Source organism: Bradyrhizobium iriomotense (genome assembly GCF_018130765.1).
GTDB lineage: Bacteria > Pseudomonadota > Alphaproteobacteria > Rhizobiales > Xanthobacteraceae > Bradyrhizobium > Bradyrhizobium iriomotense_A.
On sequence record NZ_JAFCJZ010000023.1, the window covers coordinates 66,639 to 84,466 of the forward strand.

Consider the following 17,828-nt stretch of genomic DNA (forward strand, 5'->3'; position numbering starts at 1 on the left):
TAGCTCCTCATTCCGCCGGCTGAAGAGCGACGGGCATCTGGACTTCCGCCTCGCCGACGCGAACGGTCATCCAGAGATTGTAGGCCATGATCAGCGAGCCGATCAGGAACAGGCCGCCGCCTGCGGCGCGGATGATGTAGAAGGGATGCATCGCCTCGACGGTTTCGATGAAGGAATATTCGAGGAAGCCGAGCGAGGTGTAGGCGCGCCACATCAGGCCCTGGAGGATGCCGGACACCCACATCGCCGAGATGTAGAGAACGATGCCGAGGGTCGCGACCCAGAAGTGCCAGTTGACGAGCTTCAGGCTGTAGAGGCCCTTGCGATTCCAGGCCCACGGCACCAGGCAGTAGAGTGCGCCGAAGGAGACGAAGCCGACCCAGCCGAGCGCGCCGGAGTGGACGTGGCCGATGGTCCAGTCGGTGTAGTGGCTGAGCGAGTTGACCACCTTGATCGACATCATCGGGCCTTCGAAGGTCGACATGCCGTAGAAGGCGACGGAGACCACCAGCATGCGCAGCACGGGATCGGTGCGCAGCTTGTCCCATGCGCCCGACAGCGTCATCAGGCCGTTGATCATGCCGCCCCAGGAGGGCATCCACAGCATGATCGAGAAGGTCATGCCGAGCGTCTGCGTCCAGTCGGGCAGCGCCGTGTAGTGCAGATGGTGGGGACCGGCCCAGATGTAGAGGAAGATCAGCGCCCAGAAGTGGATGATCGACAGGCGGTAGGAATAGATCGGCCGGTCGGCGCGCTTCGGAATGAAGTAGTACATGATGGCGAGGAAGCCGGCGGTCAGGAAGAAACCGACCGCGTTATGGCCGTACCACCACTGGAACATCGCATCCTGGATGCCGCCCCAGGCGACGTAGGACTTCGAGCCGAACACCGAGACGGGAAGCGCCGGGTTGTTGCCGAGATGCAGCACCGCAATCGTCACGATGAAGGCGAGATAGAACCAGTTCGCGACGAAGATGTGCGGTTCCTTGCGCTTGATGACCGTGACGAGGAAGACGAGCAGATAGACCACCCAGACGATGGTCAGCCACAGGTCGGCGTACCATTCAGGCTCGGCATATTCCTTCGACTGGGTGACGCCGAGCAGATAGCCCGTGCCCGCGACCAGGATGAAGAAGTTGTAGCCGATCACGACGAACCAGGGCGCAAGGTCGCCGGCGAGGCGAACGCGGCAGGACTTCTGCACGACGTAGAAGGACGTCGCGATCAGCACGTTGCCGCCGAAGGCGAAGATCACGGCCGAGGTGTGCAGCGGCCGCAACCGACCGAACTGGATCCAGGGCAGATCGAAGTTGAGCGCGGGCCAGGCCAGCTGCGAGGCGATGATGAGACCGACGAGGAAGCCGGCGATGCCCCAAAACATCGCCATGAAGGAGGAGAACTTGATCGGCCCCATGTTGTAGTTGGGGCGACCGTTGATCTCCGCCGGCGGCAGCGCCGCCGGGCGCTCGAAGTAGCGATTGATGATGCAGAACACCGCCGCCACGCTCGCTGCCGCGCCGAGCGCGGCATGGAAGGCGAAAGGCGCGTCGAGCGCCTTGGCCGAGGCGATCACGCAGAGGAAGGCGGTGGCTGCGAACACGACAGCCAGGCCGCTTTCACCGATGGTCATGGATTTGGAGATGGAGGGCTGGCTCATGCGGATTCTCTCTGAAAGAACACGGAGCCAGAAACCACATTCATCCTCGCGGGGAATTGATTGAAATCAAGACAGATGGATTTCTGTTAATGTGAGACGGCGGGGTTTCAACAAACGATATCAACCGCCTGCATCCGAAGTCGCGCACGCGGAAACCGCTCACCTCCGTGAAACCACGGAGCTTGAAACCACGGGACTTGAAATCGGGGAACTTGGCGGTGTCGCGTCAGTCGCGCGCCGTGGCCTTGAGCGCCTTGATGACATCCTCGCGCGCGATGATTCCGACCAGCTTCTGCGCGCCGTCGAGCACAATGATGCTCCTGATGCGGTGCTCGACCATGATCTGGAGCACGCGCGTCAGGCGCGTGTCGGGGCTGACATAGATGAACTCCGGCGTCATGACGTCGCCGATCTTGCGGCTCATCAGGTCATGATAGCGCGGCAGCATCTGGCTCGGCGTGAAGGCAAAGCACTTCAGGATGTCGAACTTGGTGACGATGCCGACCACCTGTCCGTCGTCCTCGACCGGATAGGAGTTGAAATCGTCGCGCTCGAACATCTCGCTGAGCTCGAGCATGTTGCGGTCGCGCTGCACCGTCTTGACGTTGCGCGTCATGTAGCCGTCGACGGTCTGCTCGAGAAATCTGTACACGGCGCGTCCTCCTCAATTCGCTATAGCCGACCGGCCGTCAGTGCGACAGCAGCACGCAACGCGTGGATTGAGTGACCAGATACTGGGTGACGCCGCCCAGGATCAGCTCACGGAACCTCGAATGCCCGTAGGCCCCCGCCACGATCAGGCCGGCGCCGACGTCGCCGGCGACCTTCTCCAATTGCGCGGCGGCGGGTTCGTTCCGCGCGGCCTCCGAGACGCGCGCCGTCGCGGTGACGCCGTGACGGGCGAGCCAGGCGGCGACGTCGGTGACGCCGGCCATCACGCCCGAACGGTCGTCGCCCTGCTCCGGAATCTCGACGATGGTGACGTCCCTCGCCTTGCGCAGCATCGGCAGCGCGTCCGCCACCGCCCGCCGCGCCTCCGCCGTATCCTTCCACGCCACCAGAACGCTACGCAGATCGAGCCAGTTGGCCCGGTCGGGCACGACGAGAAGCGGACGGCCGACCTGCATCACCAGATCCCTGGGGCTTGCCAGCGCGAAAGCATCGGAAAAGACCGTGCTCTGCCCGCCGCTGACGACGATGTCGGCGCAGCGTGCCTGTGCCAGCACGAAGCGTGCCGGGAAATCCTGGGCGCTGCGCCACTCCACGTGCCCGCCACGATTTTTTGTCGCGGCGCGGAATTGCGCCTCCAGACCCGCCAGCCGCCGCTTGACGGAAGCTTCGCCCTCGTCGATCAGCCTCTGGGCCTCGGCGCCGTCGGTGAAATAGAGCGGCGGCGCGAACTGCGCCGCGGCAACCCCGACGATGGCCGATTCGAATCGCTCGGCGAGTTCGCCCGCGACCTGAAGACGCGCCTCGTTGGATTGATCGAGCGCCAAGCTGACCATCACGGTCGCGTATGTCATCGGGATTCTCCGCACGGCAATGAACTGTGCGAAATCTAGTCCCGCCGACGCAAAGCGGGATGAGATAGATCAAACCGTTCGCCATCCGGGATCGCCGGAATTACACCAACGAAATCAAACATCGGAACTTGCCTCCGGCTCGGGCTTGGGCGAAAACTACCGGCACGCTTGCGGCATCCTGCCCGCCGCATGAGCAGAGGAGTGACGACTTGATGCCGACCCGCGTAACGCAACCGCCGGACGATGGCAGGGGCGAGCATTTCCGGGTCCGGATCGAGGGATTCGGCGTCGGCACCTGGGATCTCGACCTCCAGACGAGGGCTCTGGACTGGTCGGATACCGCGCGGACCCTGCTCGGGATCGGGCAGGACCAGCCGGCCAGCTACGACCTCTTCCTGTCGCGGCTCGAGCCGAAGGACCGCGACCGCGTGGAAAGCGCGATCAAGCACGTCAGCGAACGCGGCGGCGGCTTCGACGTGTCCTTCAAGGTCGCGGGCGCCGCCAACGGGGGACAGTGGATTCGCGCCCGCGCCGGCCTCATTCGGGACGAAGCCGGCACGGCCCGCCATCTCAGCGGCATCTTCCTCGATATCGACGAGGAGAAGCAGGTCGAGAGTGCGCTCCGGACCCGCGAGACTCACCTCCGCTCGATCCTCCACACGATCCCCGACGCCATGATCGTCATCGACGGCCACGGCATCATCCAGCTGTTCAGCACCGCCGCCGAGCGCCTGTTCGGCTGGTCCGAGCATGAGGCGATCGGCCAGAACGTCAGCATCCTGATGCCGGAGCCCGACCGCTCCCGGCATGACAGCTACATTGCGCGCTACCGCACCACCAGCGATCCCCACATCATCGGCATCGGCCGCATCGTGACCGGCAGGCGCCGCGACGGCACCACCTTCCCGATGCACCTGTCGATCGGCGAGATGCAGTCCGGCGGCGAGCCCTATTTCACCGGCTTCGTCCGCGACCTCACCGAGCATCAGCAGACCCAGGCGCGGCTCCAGGAGCTGCAATCCGAGCTCGTCCACGTCTCCAGGCTGAGCGCCATGGGCGAGATGGCGTCCGCGCTCGCGCACGAGCTCAACCAGCCGCTGGCGGCGATCAGCAACTACATGAAGGGCTCGCGGCGGCTGCTTGCCGGCAGCGTCGATCCGAACACCCCGAAGGTCGAGAGCGCGCTGGACCGTGCCGCCGAGCAGGCACTGCGCGCCGGCCAGATCATCCGTCGCCTGCGCGACTTCGTCTCCCGCGGCGAATCGGAGAAGCGGGTCGAGAGCCTGTCCAAGCTGATCGAGGAGGCCGGCGCGCTCGGGCTCGCCGGCGCGCGCGAGCAGAACGTGCAGCTCCGCTTCAGCCTCGATCCGGAAGCCGACCTCGTTCTCGCCGACCGGGTGCAGATCCAGCAGGTCCTGGTCAACCTGTTCCGCAACGCGCTGGAAGCGATGGCGCAGTCGCCGCGGCGCGAGCTCGTCGTCACCAACACCCGCGTCGCCGACGACATGATCGGGATCGAGGTATCCGACACCGGGTCCGGCTTCCAGGACGACGTCATTCCAAACCTGTTTCAGACTTTCTTCACCACCAAGGACACCGGCATGGGCGTGGGACTGTCCATCAGCCGCTCGATCATCGAGGCTCACGGCGGGCGCATGTGGGCCGAGAGCAACGCATCGGGCGGGGCGACATTCCGCTTCACCCTCCCGGCAGCCGACGAGAATTGATGCATGACGACCAAGGGACATGTCTACGTCATCGATGACGACGATGCGATGCGGGACTCGCTGAACTTCCTGCTGGATTCCGCCGGCTTCGGCGTCACGCTGTTCGACAACGCGCAGAGCTTCATCGACGCCCTGCCCGGCCTTGCCTTCGGCTGCGTCGTCTCCGACGTGCGCATGCCGGGTCTCGACGGCATCGAGCTTCTGAAGCGGATGAAGGCGCAGCAGAGCCCGTTTCCGATCCTGATCATGACCGGGCACGGCGACGTGCCGCTCGCGGTCGAGGCGATGAAGCTCGGGGCGGTCGACTTCCTGGAGAAGCCGTTCGAGGACGATCGTCTCACCGCGATGATCGAGACGGCGATTCGCCAAGCCGAGCCGGCCGCCAAGAACGAGGCCGTCGCGCAGGACATCGCCGCCCGCGTCGCATCCTTGAGTCCCCGGGAGCGTCAGGTGATGGAAGGACTGATCGCAGGCCTTTCCAACAAGCTGATCGCGCGCGAATACGACATCAGCCCGCGCACCATCGAAGTGTACCGGGCCAACGTCATGACCAAGATGCAGGCCAACAGTCTCTCGGAGCTGGTTCGCCTCGCGATGCGCGCCGGCATGCTCAACGATTGAGCCAAGCCGGATTGAGGCAAATCGGATTGAGGCAGGTCAAGGCGGTTGCGCCCATCTGTGCTAGCCAGTCAGAATGATCGAGATTGGCTCGCACCCTCAGCGGCTCCCAATGGCGTCATCGGCAAAGCCCACCGTCTACGTGGTCGATGACGATGCCGCCGTGCTGGGCTCCCTGCGCTTCCTGCTGGAAACCGACGGCTTTGCCGTGCGGACCTTCAGGAATGCGACGGCGTTGCTCAATGCCGCCGGAGCGCCGGGCGCGGACTGCTATGTGATCGACTACAAGATGCCCGATATCAACGGGATCGACCTCGCCGGCCGCCTGCGCAAGTCCGACAGCGACACGCCCGTGATCCTGATCACCGGCTATCCGGACGAGAACATCTCGACCCGGGCGGCCGCGGCGGGCGTCAAGGACGTGGTTTTGAAGCCGCTTCTCGATGAAAACCTGGTCAAGCGCATCCGCGGGGCCATCCAGGACCGCCGCGGCAAATAGCCTACGGGATTCTACGTAGGTAAACGTCCTTAAGATAACGCGCGAAATTTCCGGATTGCGCAAACGCGGGTAGCAATGTTCCATCACAACGGAGATGGCGCAGATGCTGACCCAGACACTCAAGACCCAGGCGATCAACACCCAAATCGGTGGTAAGATTGCCCCTGCTCACCCCGTTTCCGACCAGTTCGGCGCGATCACCGGCCATGTCGGTCTCGTCGCCACCGAGTTCTCCTACCGCAAGGACGAGGAGATCTATGGCGAGGACGAGCCGGCCGAATATGTCTACCAGGTCGTGTCAGGCGCGGTGCGCAGCTACAAGCTTCTCTCCGACGGTCGCCGCCAGATCGGCGCCTTCCATCTTCCCGGCGACGTGTTCGGCCTCGAATCCGGTCCCAGCCATCGCCTTGCCGCCGAGGCCATCATCGACACCACCGTGCGCCTCGTGAAGCGCGGCAGCCTCGAGAAGGCGGCCGGCACCGACGTGCAGGTCGCCCGCAAGCTCTGGGCCATGACCGCCTCCGAGCTGCGTCACGCCGAAGACCACATGCTGCTGCTCGGCCGCAAGACCGCGATGGAGCGCGTCGCGACCTTCCTGCTCGAAATGGACCGCCGCCTCGCGGTTGCCGGCATGATGGCGCTGCCGATGTGCCGCCGCGACATCGGCGACTATCTCGGCCTCACGCTCGAAACCGTCTCGCGCGCGCTGTCCCAGCTTCACACCCAGGGCATTCTCGGCTTCTCCGGCGCACGCCAGATCGTGCTGCGCAACCGCCAGCGCCTGCACAATCTCGACGCCTGACATTCTTCCTCCCTGCCTACTTTGGCCGGCTGAAATCCTTCAGCCGGCCATTTCTTTTGTCACGGTCATGCCGGTGCGCCGGGTCTCCGGCATGACGAACAGGATCAGCAGCAAGCCCGTCGCGGCGACGCCGGACAGCCCGATGAAGGCGGTGGCGTTGCCGAACTTGTCGCTGACATAGCCGCCGAGCGCCGTGCTCAGCGAGGCGCCGATGCCGGTCGCGGTGCCGACGATGCCCTGCGCCAGGTTGAAATGGCCGCTGCCGAAGGCGACGTCGGCGACGATCAGCGGAATCATCACCGCGAACACCGCCGCGGTGATGCCGTCGAACACCTGCACCGCGACCAGCAGATAGGGATCGCGCACGGTCGCGAACAGCAGACCGCGAATCGTCAGCGCGCCGAATCCGATCAACAGCAGCGGCCGGCGGCCCCAGGCTTGCGCCTTGCGCCCGATGGTCGGCGACAGCAGCGCCACGATCGCCTGCGGCACGATGATGCAGGCCGCGACCAGCACCGTCGCCCACTGGCTCGACCGCGCCGTCACCGCGCTCGCCATCAACGGCATCATCGCGGCGTTCGCGAGCTGCAACAGCAGCACGCTGAGTGCGAAGACGATGAGCGGACGCTGCCGGATCAGGTGCCAGATATTGGTGTCGCCGCGGTCGGCGGCTTCCGGCGGCATCTCGCCGTGACAGCGCCTGATGTCGACCTCCTCCTCGCGGATCCGCGACAGCGCGATCAGGGTTGGGATCGCGAGCAGGAAGGTGACGAGGAACACCGAGCGGCTCGACAGCAGATATCCGGCCGTGCCCATCACGGCAGCGGCGACGCCGTTGCCGAGCGAGGCGAACCGCGCGTTGCGGCCGAGCCGCTCGCCGATCGCGAGCGGGCCGACGAGACCGAGGCTGATCGCCGCGATCGCCGGCCCCAGCACGCAGCTCGCCATCGCATGCAGGGTGGCGGCCGTCACCACCACGGGGAAGACCGGCATCGCGGCATAGGCGAGCGCGCAGGCGCCGATGGTCGCGATCGCGAGCGCCGCAACCAGCCGTTCGGATTTCGCGGCATCGATGATCGCGCCGCCCGGCATCTGGCCGATCAGGGCGACAATGCCGCCGATCGACAGCACGAGGCCGATTTCGACCTGCGTCCATTTCTGCGTCGTCAGGTAGACCGCGATGAAGGGACCGAAGCCGGTCTGCACGTCGGCGAGGAAGAAGATGAACCAGTCGAGGCCGCGCAGGCTCTGACGCGACGGCGCCGGAATGCCCGCAGGCGGCAGCGCGGCGACGTCGTCCCGTTCAACGTGGCCATCGCGATCTGCATGGTTCGGCTTCCTGGACAACAGCACAGGCGGTCAGCCCTCCCGGCACCTCACTGGATCGCTTGCAGCGGTTGAAGGCTGCCGGACGCGCCGAGCACGACCATCGGCGTGTCTTCCTTGTATTCCGGCGCGGCCGCGACCTGCGCCTTGGTCAATTCCAGCGTGATGCTGTCCTTCTTGTTGGCGATCTTGCCGAACCGCATCGCGTTCCAGTCCACCACGATCTTGCGGCTGCCGACGCCGAGGAACCCGCCGAAATCGATGACCGCCGCGCGCACGTGCCCGTCCCGGTCAACGATGACATCGACGACACGGCCCATGTCCTCGTCCGCGGCGCTGCGCACGTCGCGGCCGAGCACGCCATGTGCATCGCTGGCGCCGATGATAGTCACCGACGGCGGCGGCGCGGCGTCCTTCGGCGTGACCGGAACGGTCGAGGCTGGCGGCTGGGCCGTCGCCGGCGCATTTGCTTCCGTCTGGCCCGCAGGCGGCTCATCGGCGGCGCGCGAGGTGGCGACCGCTAGGCCCGCGACCACGGCTACCCCCAGGATCAGCGTTCCGATCGCACGCATAACACCCTCCTCACGCGCGCCGCTAGCGCGCCAGCACGATCGACACCTGGATCTGGCCGCGCGTGCGCAACACCTCCAGCGCCACGTCGTCGCCGTGGCGGCTGACCCGCAGATCCACGCTGGAATCGCCGAGACGCAGATCGCGCAGGATGACCTCGTTCAGGAATGCCGGCAGATGCGGATTGCGCAGGCGAATCTCGCCGCGCGCCACATCGAACTCGATGCCCAGCGCCGCCTCCAGCAGCGTGAACGGCGTCGCGCTGGCCCAGGCCTGCGGCGCGCAGGCGACCGGATAGAGCGTCGGGCCGCGCCGCTTCTCGCGCCGGAAGCCGCAGAACAATTCGGGCAGCCGGCGCAGGTCCATATAGGTGGCGGCGTCGAACAGCCCCTTGAAGACATGCGCCACCGAATGCTTGAGGCCGTAGCGCGCGAGCCCAAGCGCGATCAGCGCGTTGTCGTGCGGCCAGATCGATCCGTCGTGATAGGACATCGGGTTGTAGCGCACCTCGCCGACGGCGACGGTGCGGATACCCCAGCCCGAGAAGAAATGCGGCCGCATCAGGTCGGCGGCGACGAGACGGGCGCGGTCTTCCCGGATCATGCCGCTGAATAGCACCTGCCCGGCATTGGACGTCCGCACCTTGCAGGGTCGCTTCTTGCCGTCGAGGGCCAGGGCGTAGGTGCCGAGCTCCTCGCACCAGAACGCCTGCTCGAAGCGCTCGGCCAGTGCCTTGGCCTCGGCCTCGAACTTGCGCACGAGGTCCGGCTTGCCGAGGCGCAGCGCGCAGCGCGCGGCCAGCTGCTTGGCCGCATAGACGTAGCCCTGGACTTCGGCGAGCGCGATATTGCCCTCCGCAAGCTGGCCGTCGGCATGGAAGATCGCGTCGTAGGAATCCTTCCAGCCCTGGTTGGCCAGCCCCTTCTCCGTCGCGCGCTGGTATTCGACAAAGCCGTCCTGGTCGGGATCGCCGGGACCGTCGATCCAGGCGAGCCCCGCCTCGATCGCGGGCCACAGCTCCATCAACGTCTTGCCGTCACCGGTGCGCTCGAAATAGCTTCCGGCGAGCAGCACGAACAGCGCGGTCGAATCGACGCTGCCGTAATATTGCGCGAACGGCACCTCGCGCAGCGCCGCCATCTCGCCGCCGCGCATCTCGTGCAGGATCTTTCCCGGCGCGGCATCGGCCAGCGGATCGATCGCCCTGGCCTGGAAATGCGCGAGCCGCCTGAGCACGCCCTTGGCGACCCGCGGATCGACCCACAGCATCTGCAGCGCGGTGATCAGCCCGTCGCGCCCGAAGGTCGTCGAGTACCAGGGAATGCCGGCATAGGGATAGCGGCCCTGCGGCGTCTCCGTCATCAGCATGTTGAGGTCGGCCATGGCCTGGCACAGCACCTCGTTGAAGATGTTGTTGGAGGTCTCGATACTGGCTGACCCCATCGTCGACTGCCGCATCTCGCGGCGGTGGGCGAGCAGGCCCCTGAAGAAGCGCGCCGGCTTCTCCGTGACCGGCCGGTTGCAGGACGCGGCCACGAACAGCGATTTCGACTGGTGCGGATCCAGCTCGAGCTGCCAGGTGGCGGCATTGACGGAGAGCCGCGTCGGACGCGGATCGAAATGCAGGCCGGTGGTGCGCTCGCAATCGTCGAGACCGCGATATTCGAACAGCACGTCGGTCGGCCCGAGCAACCGGCTCGTCCCCGTCCCGCGGCGCTGGCGCCGCTCGCCGCGGACCTCGAACAGATCGGCGAAGTCGTTGTCGAACAGCAGCGTCAGCTCGAAGCTGGCCGGCCGGTCGCCGTGGTTCTGCACGCCGATGCGCTGATAGGCGGTGCCGCGCCACAGGAACACCGTGCGCACGATGTGCAGCAGGTCCTTTTGCAGCACGAGGCTGCCCTGGCGGTAGATGTCGGGGTTGGTGAGATCGACGGTCAGCGCCGAATTGTCGTCGCGCAGGTTGGAGCCGAGCAGCAGGGGCTGGAGATCGTCGAGCACGAGTTCCAGCCGCGCGAGATAGCGCGTGTCGTGGTTAAACAGGCCGTCCGGCCCGCCGGCCGATGCGCCGATGTCGCCATGACTGTCGAGCACGATGAAGGTGTCATCGTGCTTGAGCGAGCGCCTGGGGCGCGCCGACGGCCCCGTCATCGGGATATAGAAGGGCTGCTCCACGACCTGCTCCACGGTCCGCGTCACAGAGACGAACTTGGTGATGACTTCGGCTGCCATGAGCTGCTCCCCTGCGCTTGTTTCGAGACGCAACCAACACGGACGCGACTGTCGGGCCTACGCGGCGAATTTCGCGAGCCGGCTCATCTCCTGCGTCACCAGCTCACGGTAGGGGCCGTGGCCCTGCATCAGGCGGTCGGGCGCGCCGTCCTCGATGATCCTGCCGGCCTTCAGCACCACCACGCGATCGAAATTGCGCAGCGTCGCGAGGCGATGCGCGATCGCAACCACGGTGCGGCCGCGCATCAGGCGTGTCAGCGCCTCGCGGATCGCCTCCTCGGACTCGCTGTCGAGCGCCGCGGTGGCCTCGTCAAGCAGCACGATCGGCGCGTCCTTCAGGAAGGCGCGCGCGATCGCGATGCGCTGGCGCTGGCCGCCGGACATCTTGACGCCGCGGTCGCCGACCATGGTGTCGAGGCCCTCGGGCAGGCTCTCGACGAAATCGCAGCGCGCCGCGATCGCCGCGCGCAGCACCTCGTCGTCCGTCGCGTTCGGCCGCCCATAGCGGATATTCTCGCGAATGGAGCGATGAAACAAGGAAATATCCTGCGGCACCACCGAGATCGCCTCGCGCAGGCTCAGCTGGGTCACCTTGGAAATGTCCTGACCGTCGATGGTCACGCTGCCCTCGTCGACATCGTAGAAGCGCTGCAGCAGCGTGAACAGCGTCGACTTGCCGCCCCCGGAGTGACCGACCAGACCGACGCGCTGGCCGGGCTGCAGCCGCAGGCTGAAGCGCTCGAAGATCTTCGCAGCCCCGGGATAGCCGAAGGTGACGTTGTTGAACGCGATCGCGGCGCCGCTCTTGACCAGGGGTTCGGCCTCGGGATGGTCGCGCAATTCGTGCGGCACGAGCAGTGTCGCGATCGCCTCCGTCAGCCGCGCCACGTGCTGGGTGACGTCGACCAGCGCCACCGCCAGATCCCGCGTCGCATTGAGGATGGAGAGGCCGAGCGTGCAGACCAGCACGACGTCGCCGGTGGTCGCCTCGCCGTTCTGCCAGAGTGTGATGGCCCAGGCCATCAGTGCCACGGTCAACACAACGGTCACGCCGGCATGGGTCAGCCGCAGCTTCTCGAGATAGCGCAGGCTGCGGCCGCGCGCGGTGAGCTCGCGATTGACGGTCGCATCGAACCGCTCGTGCTCATGGCTGATGCCGCAGAAGGCGCGGACCAGCGGCATGTTGCTGATGACGTCGATCATCTCGCCGTCGACAACGGCCGCCTTGTCGGCGAAATCGTCGTGCAGCGGCTTGCCGGCGGCGGCCAAATGGAACATGGCGATCACCATGCCGCCGGCGATCACGATCAGGCCGAGCGCCATATAGGGGCTAACGGTTCCAATCAGCATGATTGCCGCAATTGTGGCAATGCACGGCGGCAGGACATTCCAGACGAACATGTTCTCGACCGTGAACACCGCATTCGACGTCGCGGTGATGCGGCTCGTCAGCATGCCAGGCATACGGTCGGAGAAATAGCTCGGCGCGTGTCCGGTCAGATGGCGAAAGATGTCACGCCTGAGATCACCAGTGACGCGAACGAAGGTGAAGCTCGCTGTCCAGCTCGCGATCCGCCACAGGAAGTTGTCGGCGGCGATCAGCGACATGAGCAGAATGAATGCCAGCCATACGCTGCCGCCATGTGAAGTTCCCGCCGACAGACTGTCGACCAGGGATTTGACGCCGTACTGCGTGCCCACGGAGCAGGCAACGGCGGCCACGACCGCGGTCAGGATTACCAGATGTGACGCGAGGCGACGCCGGAGATATCGCAAGACAAAGGCAAATGGCCTGCGCGCGTATCCAGAAAGCTGATCCATATGGCTGTCGCCCCATCGTGATGATTTTCGATTTTGGTACTGATCGACTGAACATCGACCGCTTCGTCCCGGTTCCCGGGCTTGGTGATCACGACATGCGGATGCGGACGATCTGCGAAGATGTGATGGCAGCATCGCGACGACCCCCAACGTGTCGAATAAGTAACGTTTGGGAGAAGGAACTTCGCAACTGCGGGAACGTTCCCTTCCCTGGCATTGCCGGTGCCGTACAGGCGGGGGTTTCAACATTCATGATCGCAGAGGAGATGGCGAGATGCGCATCGCGCAGGTAGCTCCGTTGACGGAGGCTGTTCCACCCAAGCTGTATGGCGGCACCGAGCGGGTGGTGCATTGGTTGACGGAAGAGTTGGTGGCCCTGGGACACGACGTGACGCTGTTCGCCAGCGGTGACTCGCAAACATCTGCCAAGCTCGATGCATTATGGCCGCGGGCGCTGCGCCTCGACGGTTCCGTACGAGATCCCAACGCACTGCATATGGTGCTCCTGGAACGCGTGCGGCAGAAATGTGACGACGAGGAGTTCGACTTCCTCCACTTCCATCTCGATTACTATCCGTGGTCGCTGTTCTACCGCCAGCCGACGCCGTTCGTGACCACGCTGCACGGCCGGCTCGACCTGCCGGAGCATCAGCCGGTCTTCAACAACTTCTCGAAGATGCCGGTGATCTCGATCTCGAACGCGCAGCGGCGGCCGGTGCCGCAGGCACACTGGGTGACGACGATCCACCACGGCCTGCCGGAGAACCTGCTGACGCCGAAACCGGTGAAACAGGAATATCTCGCCGTGCTCGGCCGCATCGCCCCGGAGAAGGGCGTCGACCGCGCCATCAAGATCGCGACCCATTGCGGCATCCCGCTGAAGATCGCGGCCAAGGTCGATCGTGCCGACCAGGACTATTATGACGAGCTGATCCGTCCCATGATCGAGAACAATCCGCTGGTGGAGTTCATCGGCGAGATCAGCGATCACGAGAAGTCCGACTTCCTGAGCGGCGCGCTTGCACTCCTGCTGCCGATCGACTGGCCGGAGCCGTTCGGCCTCGTGATGATCGAGGCCATGGCCTGCGGAACGCCGGTGATCGCCTTCAACCGCGGCTCGGTGCCTGAAATCATCGACGAGGGCCTGACCGGCTTCGTGGTCGAGGACGTCATCAGCGCCGCCGGCGTCGTCAAACGGCTCCCGCAACTGAGCCGTGCCGCAATCCGCAAGCAGTTCGAGACCCGCTTCACCGCGCGGCGGATGGCACTCGACTATCTCGCCGCCTATCGCAGCCTGACCGAAGCACAGGCCCCGCGGATCAAGTTGGTGAGCAGCGCGGAGTAGCACTTTCGACACCGCTGCCAGTCGCAGTGCCCTCTCCCCTTGTGGGAGAGGGCTCAAGAATCAGGCGGCACACGCACTTGGGTGAGGGGTTGCCTCCGCATCGAACAGCCTCTCCGCGGAGAGAGACCCCTCATCCGGCGCTTCGCGCCACCTTCTCCCACAAGGGGAGAAGGGAAGAACCCGACATCCCTACCCCACCACCGCCCGCTTCGGCTCCACAATCTCGAACATCCTTGGAAACTCGTCCATCAGCCCCATCAGCTCGGCGAGCTTCATCGGATTGCCCGACAGCTTCACCTTCCCCGCAGCCACCGCTTCCGGAAAACTCGTCAGCTTCGCGATGACTTCGTCCAGCGTCGCGCGCGCCAGCGTGAAGCTGGCATCGGCGCCCTCCGCCTGCGCTCCCTCTCTGTAGGTCAGCGCCGAATTCTCCAGATTGAGCACGAAGGTCTCACCGGTGTCGGAAAACCGCCAGTTCAGCACGATGTGCTTTCCTTCCGCCTTCGGGCCGTTGAGGCGGATGCCGAGCACGTCCCAGAGCTGCGAGGTGCGCAGCGCCGCCAGCGTCTCGCGCGGCATCGGCGGGCGCGGCGGGGTGTTCGGCATGCCCTGGCGCAGCTCCTGCGCGCCGAACAGATAGGCGTTGCGCCAGGTCGAGCTCTCGGCCGCATAGCCGAGCTGCTCCAGCGTGTCGGCCAGCAGGCGACGTGCCGCCGCATTGTCGGGCTCGGCGAAGACGAGATGGCCGAGCGCCTGCGCGACGAAGCGGAATTCGCCCTTGTCAAAATCCGCGCGCGCCCGCGCGAGGATAGCATCCGCGCCGCCCATATACTCGACGTACTTCCTGCCCGACTCCACCGGCGGCAGCGGATCGAGATTGACCGGATTGGCGTCGTACCAGCCGAGATATTTCTGGTAGATCGCCTTCACATTGTGCCGGATATGGCCGTAATAGCCGCGGCCGTGCCAGGCACCTTCGAGGCTCTTCGGCAGCTGGATCGTCTCGGCGATCTCGGCGGCGTTGAGGCCATGGTTCATCAGCCGAATGGTCTGGTCATGCGCGAACTTGTAGAGATCGCGCTGCTGGCGGATCATCGTGCCGATGCGCTCGCGTCCCCACACCGGCCAATGGTGCTGGCCGCACATCGCCTCCGCCTTGCCGTCCCACAGCTGCAAGGCCTCGCCCAGGTACTTCGACCAGGCCAGCGCATCGCGCACATCGGCGCCGCGGAACGGCAGCAGATTGTGGAAATTGTGGGTGCAGTTCTCTGCTAAGTTCAAGACCTTGTAGCGCGGGATGAAGAAATGCATCTCCGCCGGCGCTTCGCTGTTCGGCGCCATCTGGAATTCGAATTCGACGCCGTCGATGACGCGCTTGTCGCCGGTCGCCATGATCAGATCGGTCGGGCGCAGCAGCGCAACGCCGCCTGCCGCCATTGACTTGCCGAGCCCGTTGTCGACCTGCCCCCGCGTCCCCTTGGCGAGGAACGGGCCGAACTGATATTGCGCCCGGCGCAGCATCGCCGGCCCCGCGATGATGTTCTCGGAGACCGCATGCTCCATGAACAGGTTCGGCGCGATGATTGGCACCGCGCCGGTCGCCTGCGCATCCTCCTCCAGCACGCCACGCGCGCCGCCCCAGTGATCGGTGTGGGTGTGCGTAAAGATGACGGCAGCGACCGGCTTCAGGCCCCGGTGCTTGAAATAGAGATCGAGCGCGGCGCGCGCGCCTTCGATCGAGGTCAGCGTATCCACGACGATGACGCCGCTGTCGCCCTCGATCAGCGTCATATTGGCGATGTCGAGCCCGCGCACCTGATAGACGCCGGGCACCACCTCGAACAGCCCATGGTGCATGTTGAGCCGCGCCTGCCGCCACAGGCTCGGATTGACGGTGGGCGGCGCCTGTTCGCTGGAGAGAAACCCGTAGGGCTTCAGGCTCCAGACCGTCCGCCCCTGCGGGTTCGAGATCTCTGCGTTGTCGATCGTGCCGAGGAATCCGCGCGCGGCATCGTCGAAATCCCGCGTGTCGGAAAACGGCAGCGCCTCCAGCATCGCCTCATGCTGCGCGATGACGGACGGCGTTGCGTCCTTGGGCTCGTTGCTGGGTGCGTCTGTCATCGCTGTCTCCTGCCGACCATTTGCGGATCATCTAACCGCATCTCGCGGTCGATTGCTATTGCTGGCAGAGGAAGGAGAGAAGCAACGGCGTCTTCTTCCCTTCTCCCCTTGTGGGAGAAGGTGGCGCGAAGCGCCGGATGAGGGGTATGTCTCCGCTCGCAAGACTGGTGGTGAGGAGAGAACCCCTCACCCGTCTCGCCGCTACGCGGCGAGCCACCCTCTCCCACAAGGGGAGAGGGTGCACCGTCATCGCGGCTTACGCTTCACACTTTCTCGGATCATGCTCAATGCATCCCCAGCACCCGCGGCAGCCACAGCGTCAGATCGGGCCAGTAGGTCACGATGATGAGGAAGCCGAGCATGGTGACCAGCCACGGCAACACCGCGACCGCCAGGTCGGTGATGCGCATTCGCGCGATCATCGACGCGACATAGAGGTTGAGGCCGACAGGCGGATGGCAGAGGCCGACCTCCATGTTGACGTCCATGACGATGCCGAAATGCACGAGGTCGATGCCGAGCTTCTTGGCCGCCGGCGCCAGGATCGGCGCCATGATCAGGATGATCGAGTTCGGCTCCATGAAATTGCCGGCGAGCAGCAAGAGGATGTTGACCACCAGCAGGAAGCCGACCCAGCCGAGATTCTGCGCCGCGATCCAGTCGGCGAGCGTCGCCGGCAGGTTCTCGTTGGACAGCACGAAGGAGAACAGCACCGCGTTGGTGACGATGTAGAGCAGCATCGCGCTGGTGTTGGCGGCCCGCAGCAGCACCCGCGGCACGTCGGCCATCTTGATCGCCTTGTAGACGAACACCGCGATGATGAAGGAGTAGACCGCCGCCATCGCTGCCGCCTCGGTGGCCGTGAACAGGCCGCTATAGATGCCGCCGATGATGATGACGACCAGCATCAATCCCCAGATGCTCTCGCGGAAGGTGCGCACCGTCTCGCCCCAGCTCGCCTTTGGCATCCGCGGATAGTCGCGCTGGCGGGCGATCCACCAGGTGACGATGCAGAGCATCGTCGTCAGCATGATGCCGGGGAGCAGGCCCGCGACGAACAGCGCACCGATCGAGGTGTTGGTGGAGACCGCGTAGACGATCTTCGGGATTGAGGGCAGCATCAGGATGCCGAGCGAGCCCGCCACCGTGATGATGCCGGCGCCGAAGCGCATCGGATAGCCGTGCCGCACCATCTCGGGCAGCACGATGGCGCCGATCGCGGCGACGGTGGCGACGCTCGAGCCGCACACCAGCGCGAACATGGCGCAGGCGACGATGCCGGCCAGCCCAAGGCCGCCATACCAGTGACCGATCAGCGAGGTCGCGAAATTGATCATGCGGCGCGCGACGCCGCCATGGGTGAGAAAATTTCCCGCCAGGATGAAGAACGGGATCGCCATGATCTCAAAGCCCTCGATACCCGTGAAGAGCTTCATCGAGACCGCCTCGATCGGCACCGTGGTCAACGTGAACAGGAACGTCATCACGGTGAGGCCGAGCGCGATCGACACCGGGATGCCGGTCAGCATCAGCGCGATCAGCAGCGCGAACACGGTCGCGGCGCGCATCCAGTGTGGCAGCACCACCACG

Annotated in this window: 14 protein-coding genes; 5 read left to right on the forward strand and 9 right to left on the reverse strand. The window is 65.2% G+C overall.

What is annotated here, in order from left to right:
* Positions 1-7: 7 nt before the first annotated feature.
* The 3 genes from ccoN to JQ635_RS31140 all read right to left on the reverse strand — a co-directional run bounded on the left by ccoN (position 8) and on the right by JQ635_RS31140 (position 3,180).
* Complete coding sequence (gene ccoN, locus JQ635_RS31130; protein WP_211413607.1) at positions 8-1,657, reverse strand: cytochrome-c oxidase, cbb3-type subunit I; 1,650 nt, start codon at positions 1,655-1,657, stop codon at positions 8-10.
* A 226-nt stretch (positions 1,658-1,883) separates the two neighbouring features.
* Complete coding sequence (locus tag JQ635_RS31135; protein ID WP_211413608.1) at positions 1,884-2,309, reverse strand: CBS domain-containing protein; 426 nt, start codon at positions 2,307-2,309, stop codon at positions 1,884-1,886.
* Positions 2,310-2,346: 37 nt separating this feature from the next.
* On the reverse strand, positions 2,347-3,180 hold the full coding sequence (locus JQ635_RS31140; protein ID WP_211413609.1) for a universal stress protein: 834 nt from the start codon (positions 3,178-3,180) through the stop codon (positions 2,347-2,349).
* Positions 3,181-3,389: 209 nt separating this feature from the next.
* Here JQ635_RS31140 and fixL point away from each other — a divergent pair, with 209 nt between their 5' ends.
* The 4 genes from fixL (at position 3,390) to JQ635_RS31160 (ending at position 6,826) form a co-directional block, all read left to right on the forward strand.
* Positions 3,390-4,907 (forward strand): sensor protein FixL, encoded by a 1,518-nt coding sequence (gene fixL / locus JQ635_RS31145; protein ID WP_211413610.1) that lies wholly within the window; start codon positions 3,390-3,392, stop codon positions 4,905-4,907.
* Positions 4,908-4,910: 3 nt separating this feature from the next.
* Positions 4,911-5,528: a response regulator FixJ gene (gene fixJ, locus JQ635_RS31150; RefSeq protein ID WP_211413611.1), complete on the forward strand. Its 618-nt coding sequence runs from the start codon at positions 4,911-4,913 to the stop codon at positions 5,526-5,528.
* A gap of 73 nt (positions 5,529-5,601) precedes the next feature.
* A complete protein-coding gene (locus tag JQ635_RS31155; RefSeq protein ID WP_211413612.1) occupies positions 5,602-6,024 on the forward strand; it encodes a response regulator transcription factor in 423 nt (140 codons plus the stop codon).
* A gap of 103 nt (positions 6,025-6,127) precedes the next feature.
* Positions 6,128-6,826: a helix-turn-helix domain-containing protein gene (locus JQ635_RS31160; RefSeq protein WP_183245472.1), complete on the forward strand. Its 699-nt coding sequence runs from the start codon at positions 6,128-6,130 to the stop codon at positions 6,824-6,826.
* Between the two features lie 39 nt (positions 6,827-6,865).
* On the opposite strand, the gene JQ635_RS31165 is transcribed toward JQ635_RS31160, so the two are convergent.
* From JQ635_RS31165 to JQ635_RS31180, 4 genes are read right to left on the reverse strand one after another with little or no spacing between them, the layout of a single operon-like run.
* On the reverse strand, positions 6,866-8,179 hold the full coding sequence (locus JQ635_RS31165) for an MFS transporter (RefSeq protein ID WP_211413613.1): 1,314 nt from the start codon (positions 8,177-8,179) through the stop codon (positions 6,866-6,868).
* A gap of 23 nt (positions 8,180-8,202) precedes the next feature.
* On the reverse strand, positions 8,203-8,724 hold the full coding sequence (locus JQ635_RS31170; protein ID WP_211413614.1) for a PRC-barrel domain-containing protein: 522 nt from the start codon (positions 8,722-8,724) through the stop codon (positions 8,203-8,205).
* A gap of 22 nt (positions 8,725-8,746) precedes the next feature.
* Positions 8,747-10,951, reverse strand: coding sequence for an amylo-alpha-1,6-glucosidase (locus JQ635_RS31175; protein ID WP_211413615.1), 2,205 nt, complete (start codon positions 10,949-10,951; stop codon positions 8,747-8,749).
* A gap of 57 nt (positions 10,952-11,008) precedes the next feature.
* On the reverse strand, positions 11,009-12,772 hold the full coding sequence (locus JQ635_RS31180; RefSeq protein WP_211413616.1) for an ABC transporter ATP-binding protein: 1,764 nt from the start codon (positions 12,770-12,772) through the stop codon (positions 11,009-11,011).
* 274 nt (positions 12,773-13,046) lie between these two features.
* Here JQ635_RS31180 and JQ635_RS31185 point away from each other — a divergent pair, with 274 nt between their 5' ends.
* The gene (locus tag JQ635_RS31185; RefSeq protein ID WP_211413617.1) at positions 13,047-14,117 is read left to right on the forward strand and encodes a glycosyltransferase family 4 protein; all 1,071 of its coding nucleotides are present in this window, start codon (positions 13,047-13,049) and stop codon (positions 14,115-14,117) included.
* A 189-nt stretch (positions 14,118-14,306) separates the two neighbouring features.
* Here the strand turns inward: JQ635_RS31185 and JQ635_RS31190 are convergent, their stop codons facing one another.
* The gene (locus tag JQ635_RS31190) at positions 14,307-16,238 is read right to left on the reverse strand and encodes an alkyl/aryl-sulfatase (RefSeq protein ID WP_211413618.1); all 1,932 of its coding nucleotides are present in this window, start codon (positions 16,236-16,238) and stop codon (positions 14,307-14,309) included.
* Between the two features lie 284 nt (positions 16,239-16,522).
* Positions 16,523-17,806 (reverse strand): TRAP transporter large permease, encoded by a 1,284-nt coding sequence (locus JQ635_RS39085; RefSeq protein ID WP_246583892.1) that lies wholly within the window; start codon positions 17,804-17,806, stop codon positions 16,523-16,525.
* Positions 17,807-17,828: the final 22 nt, after the last annotated feature.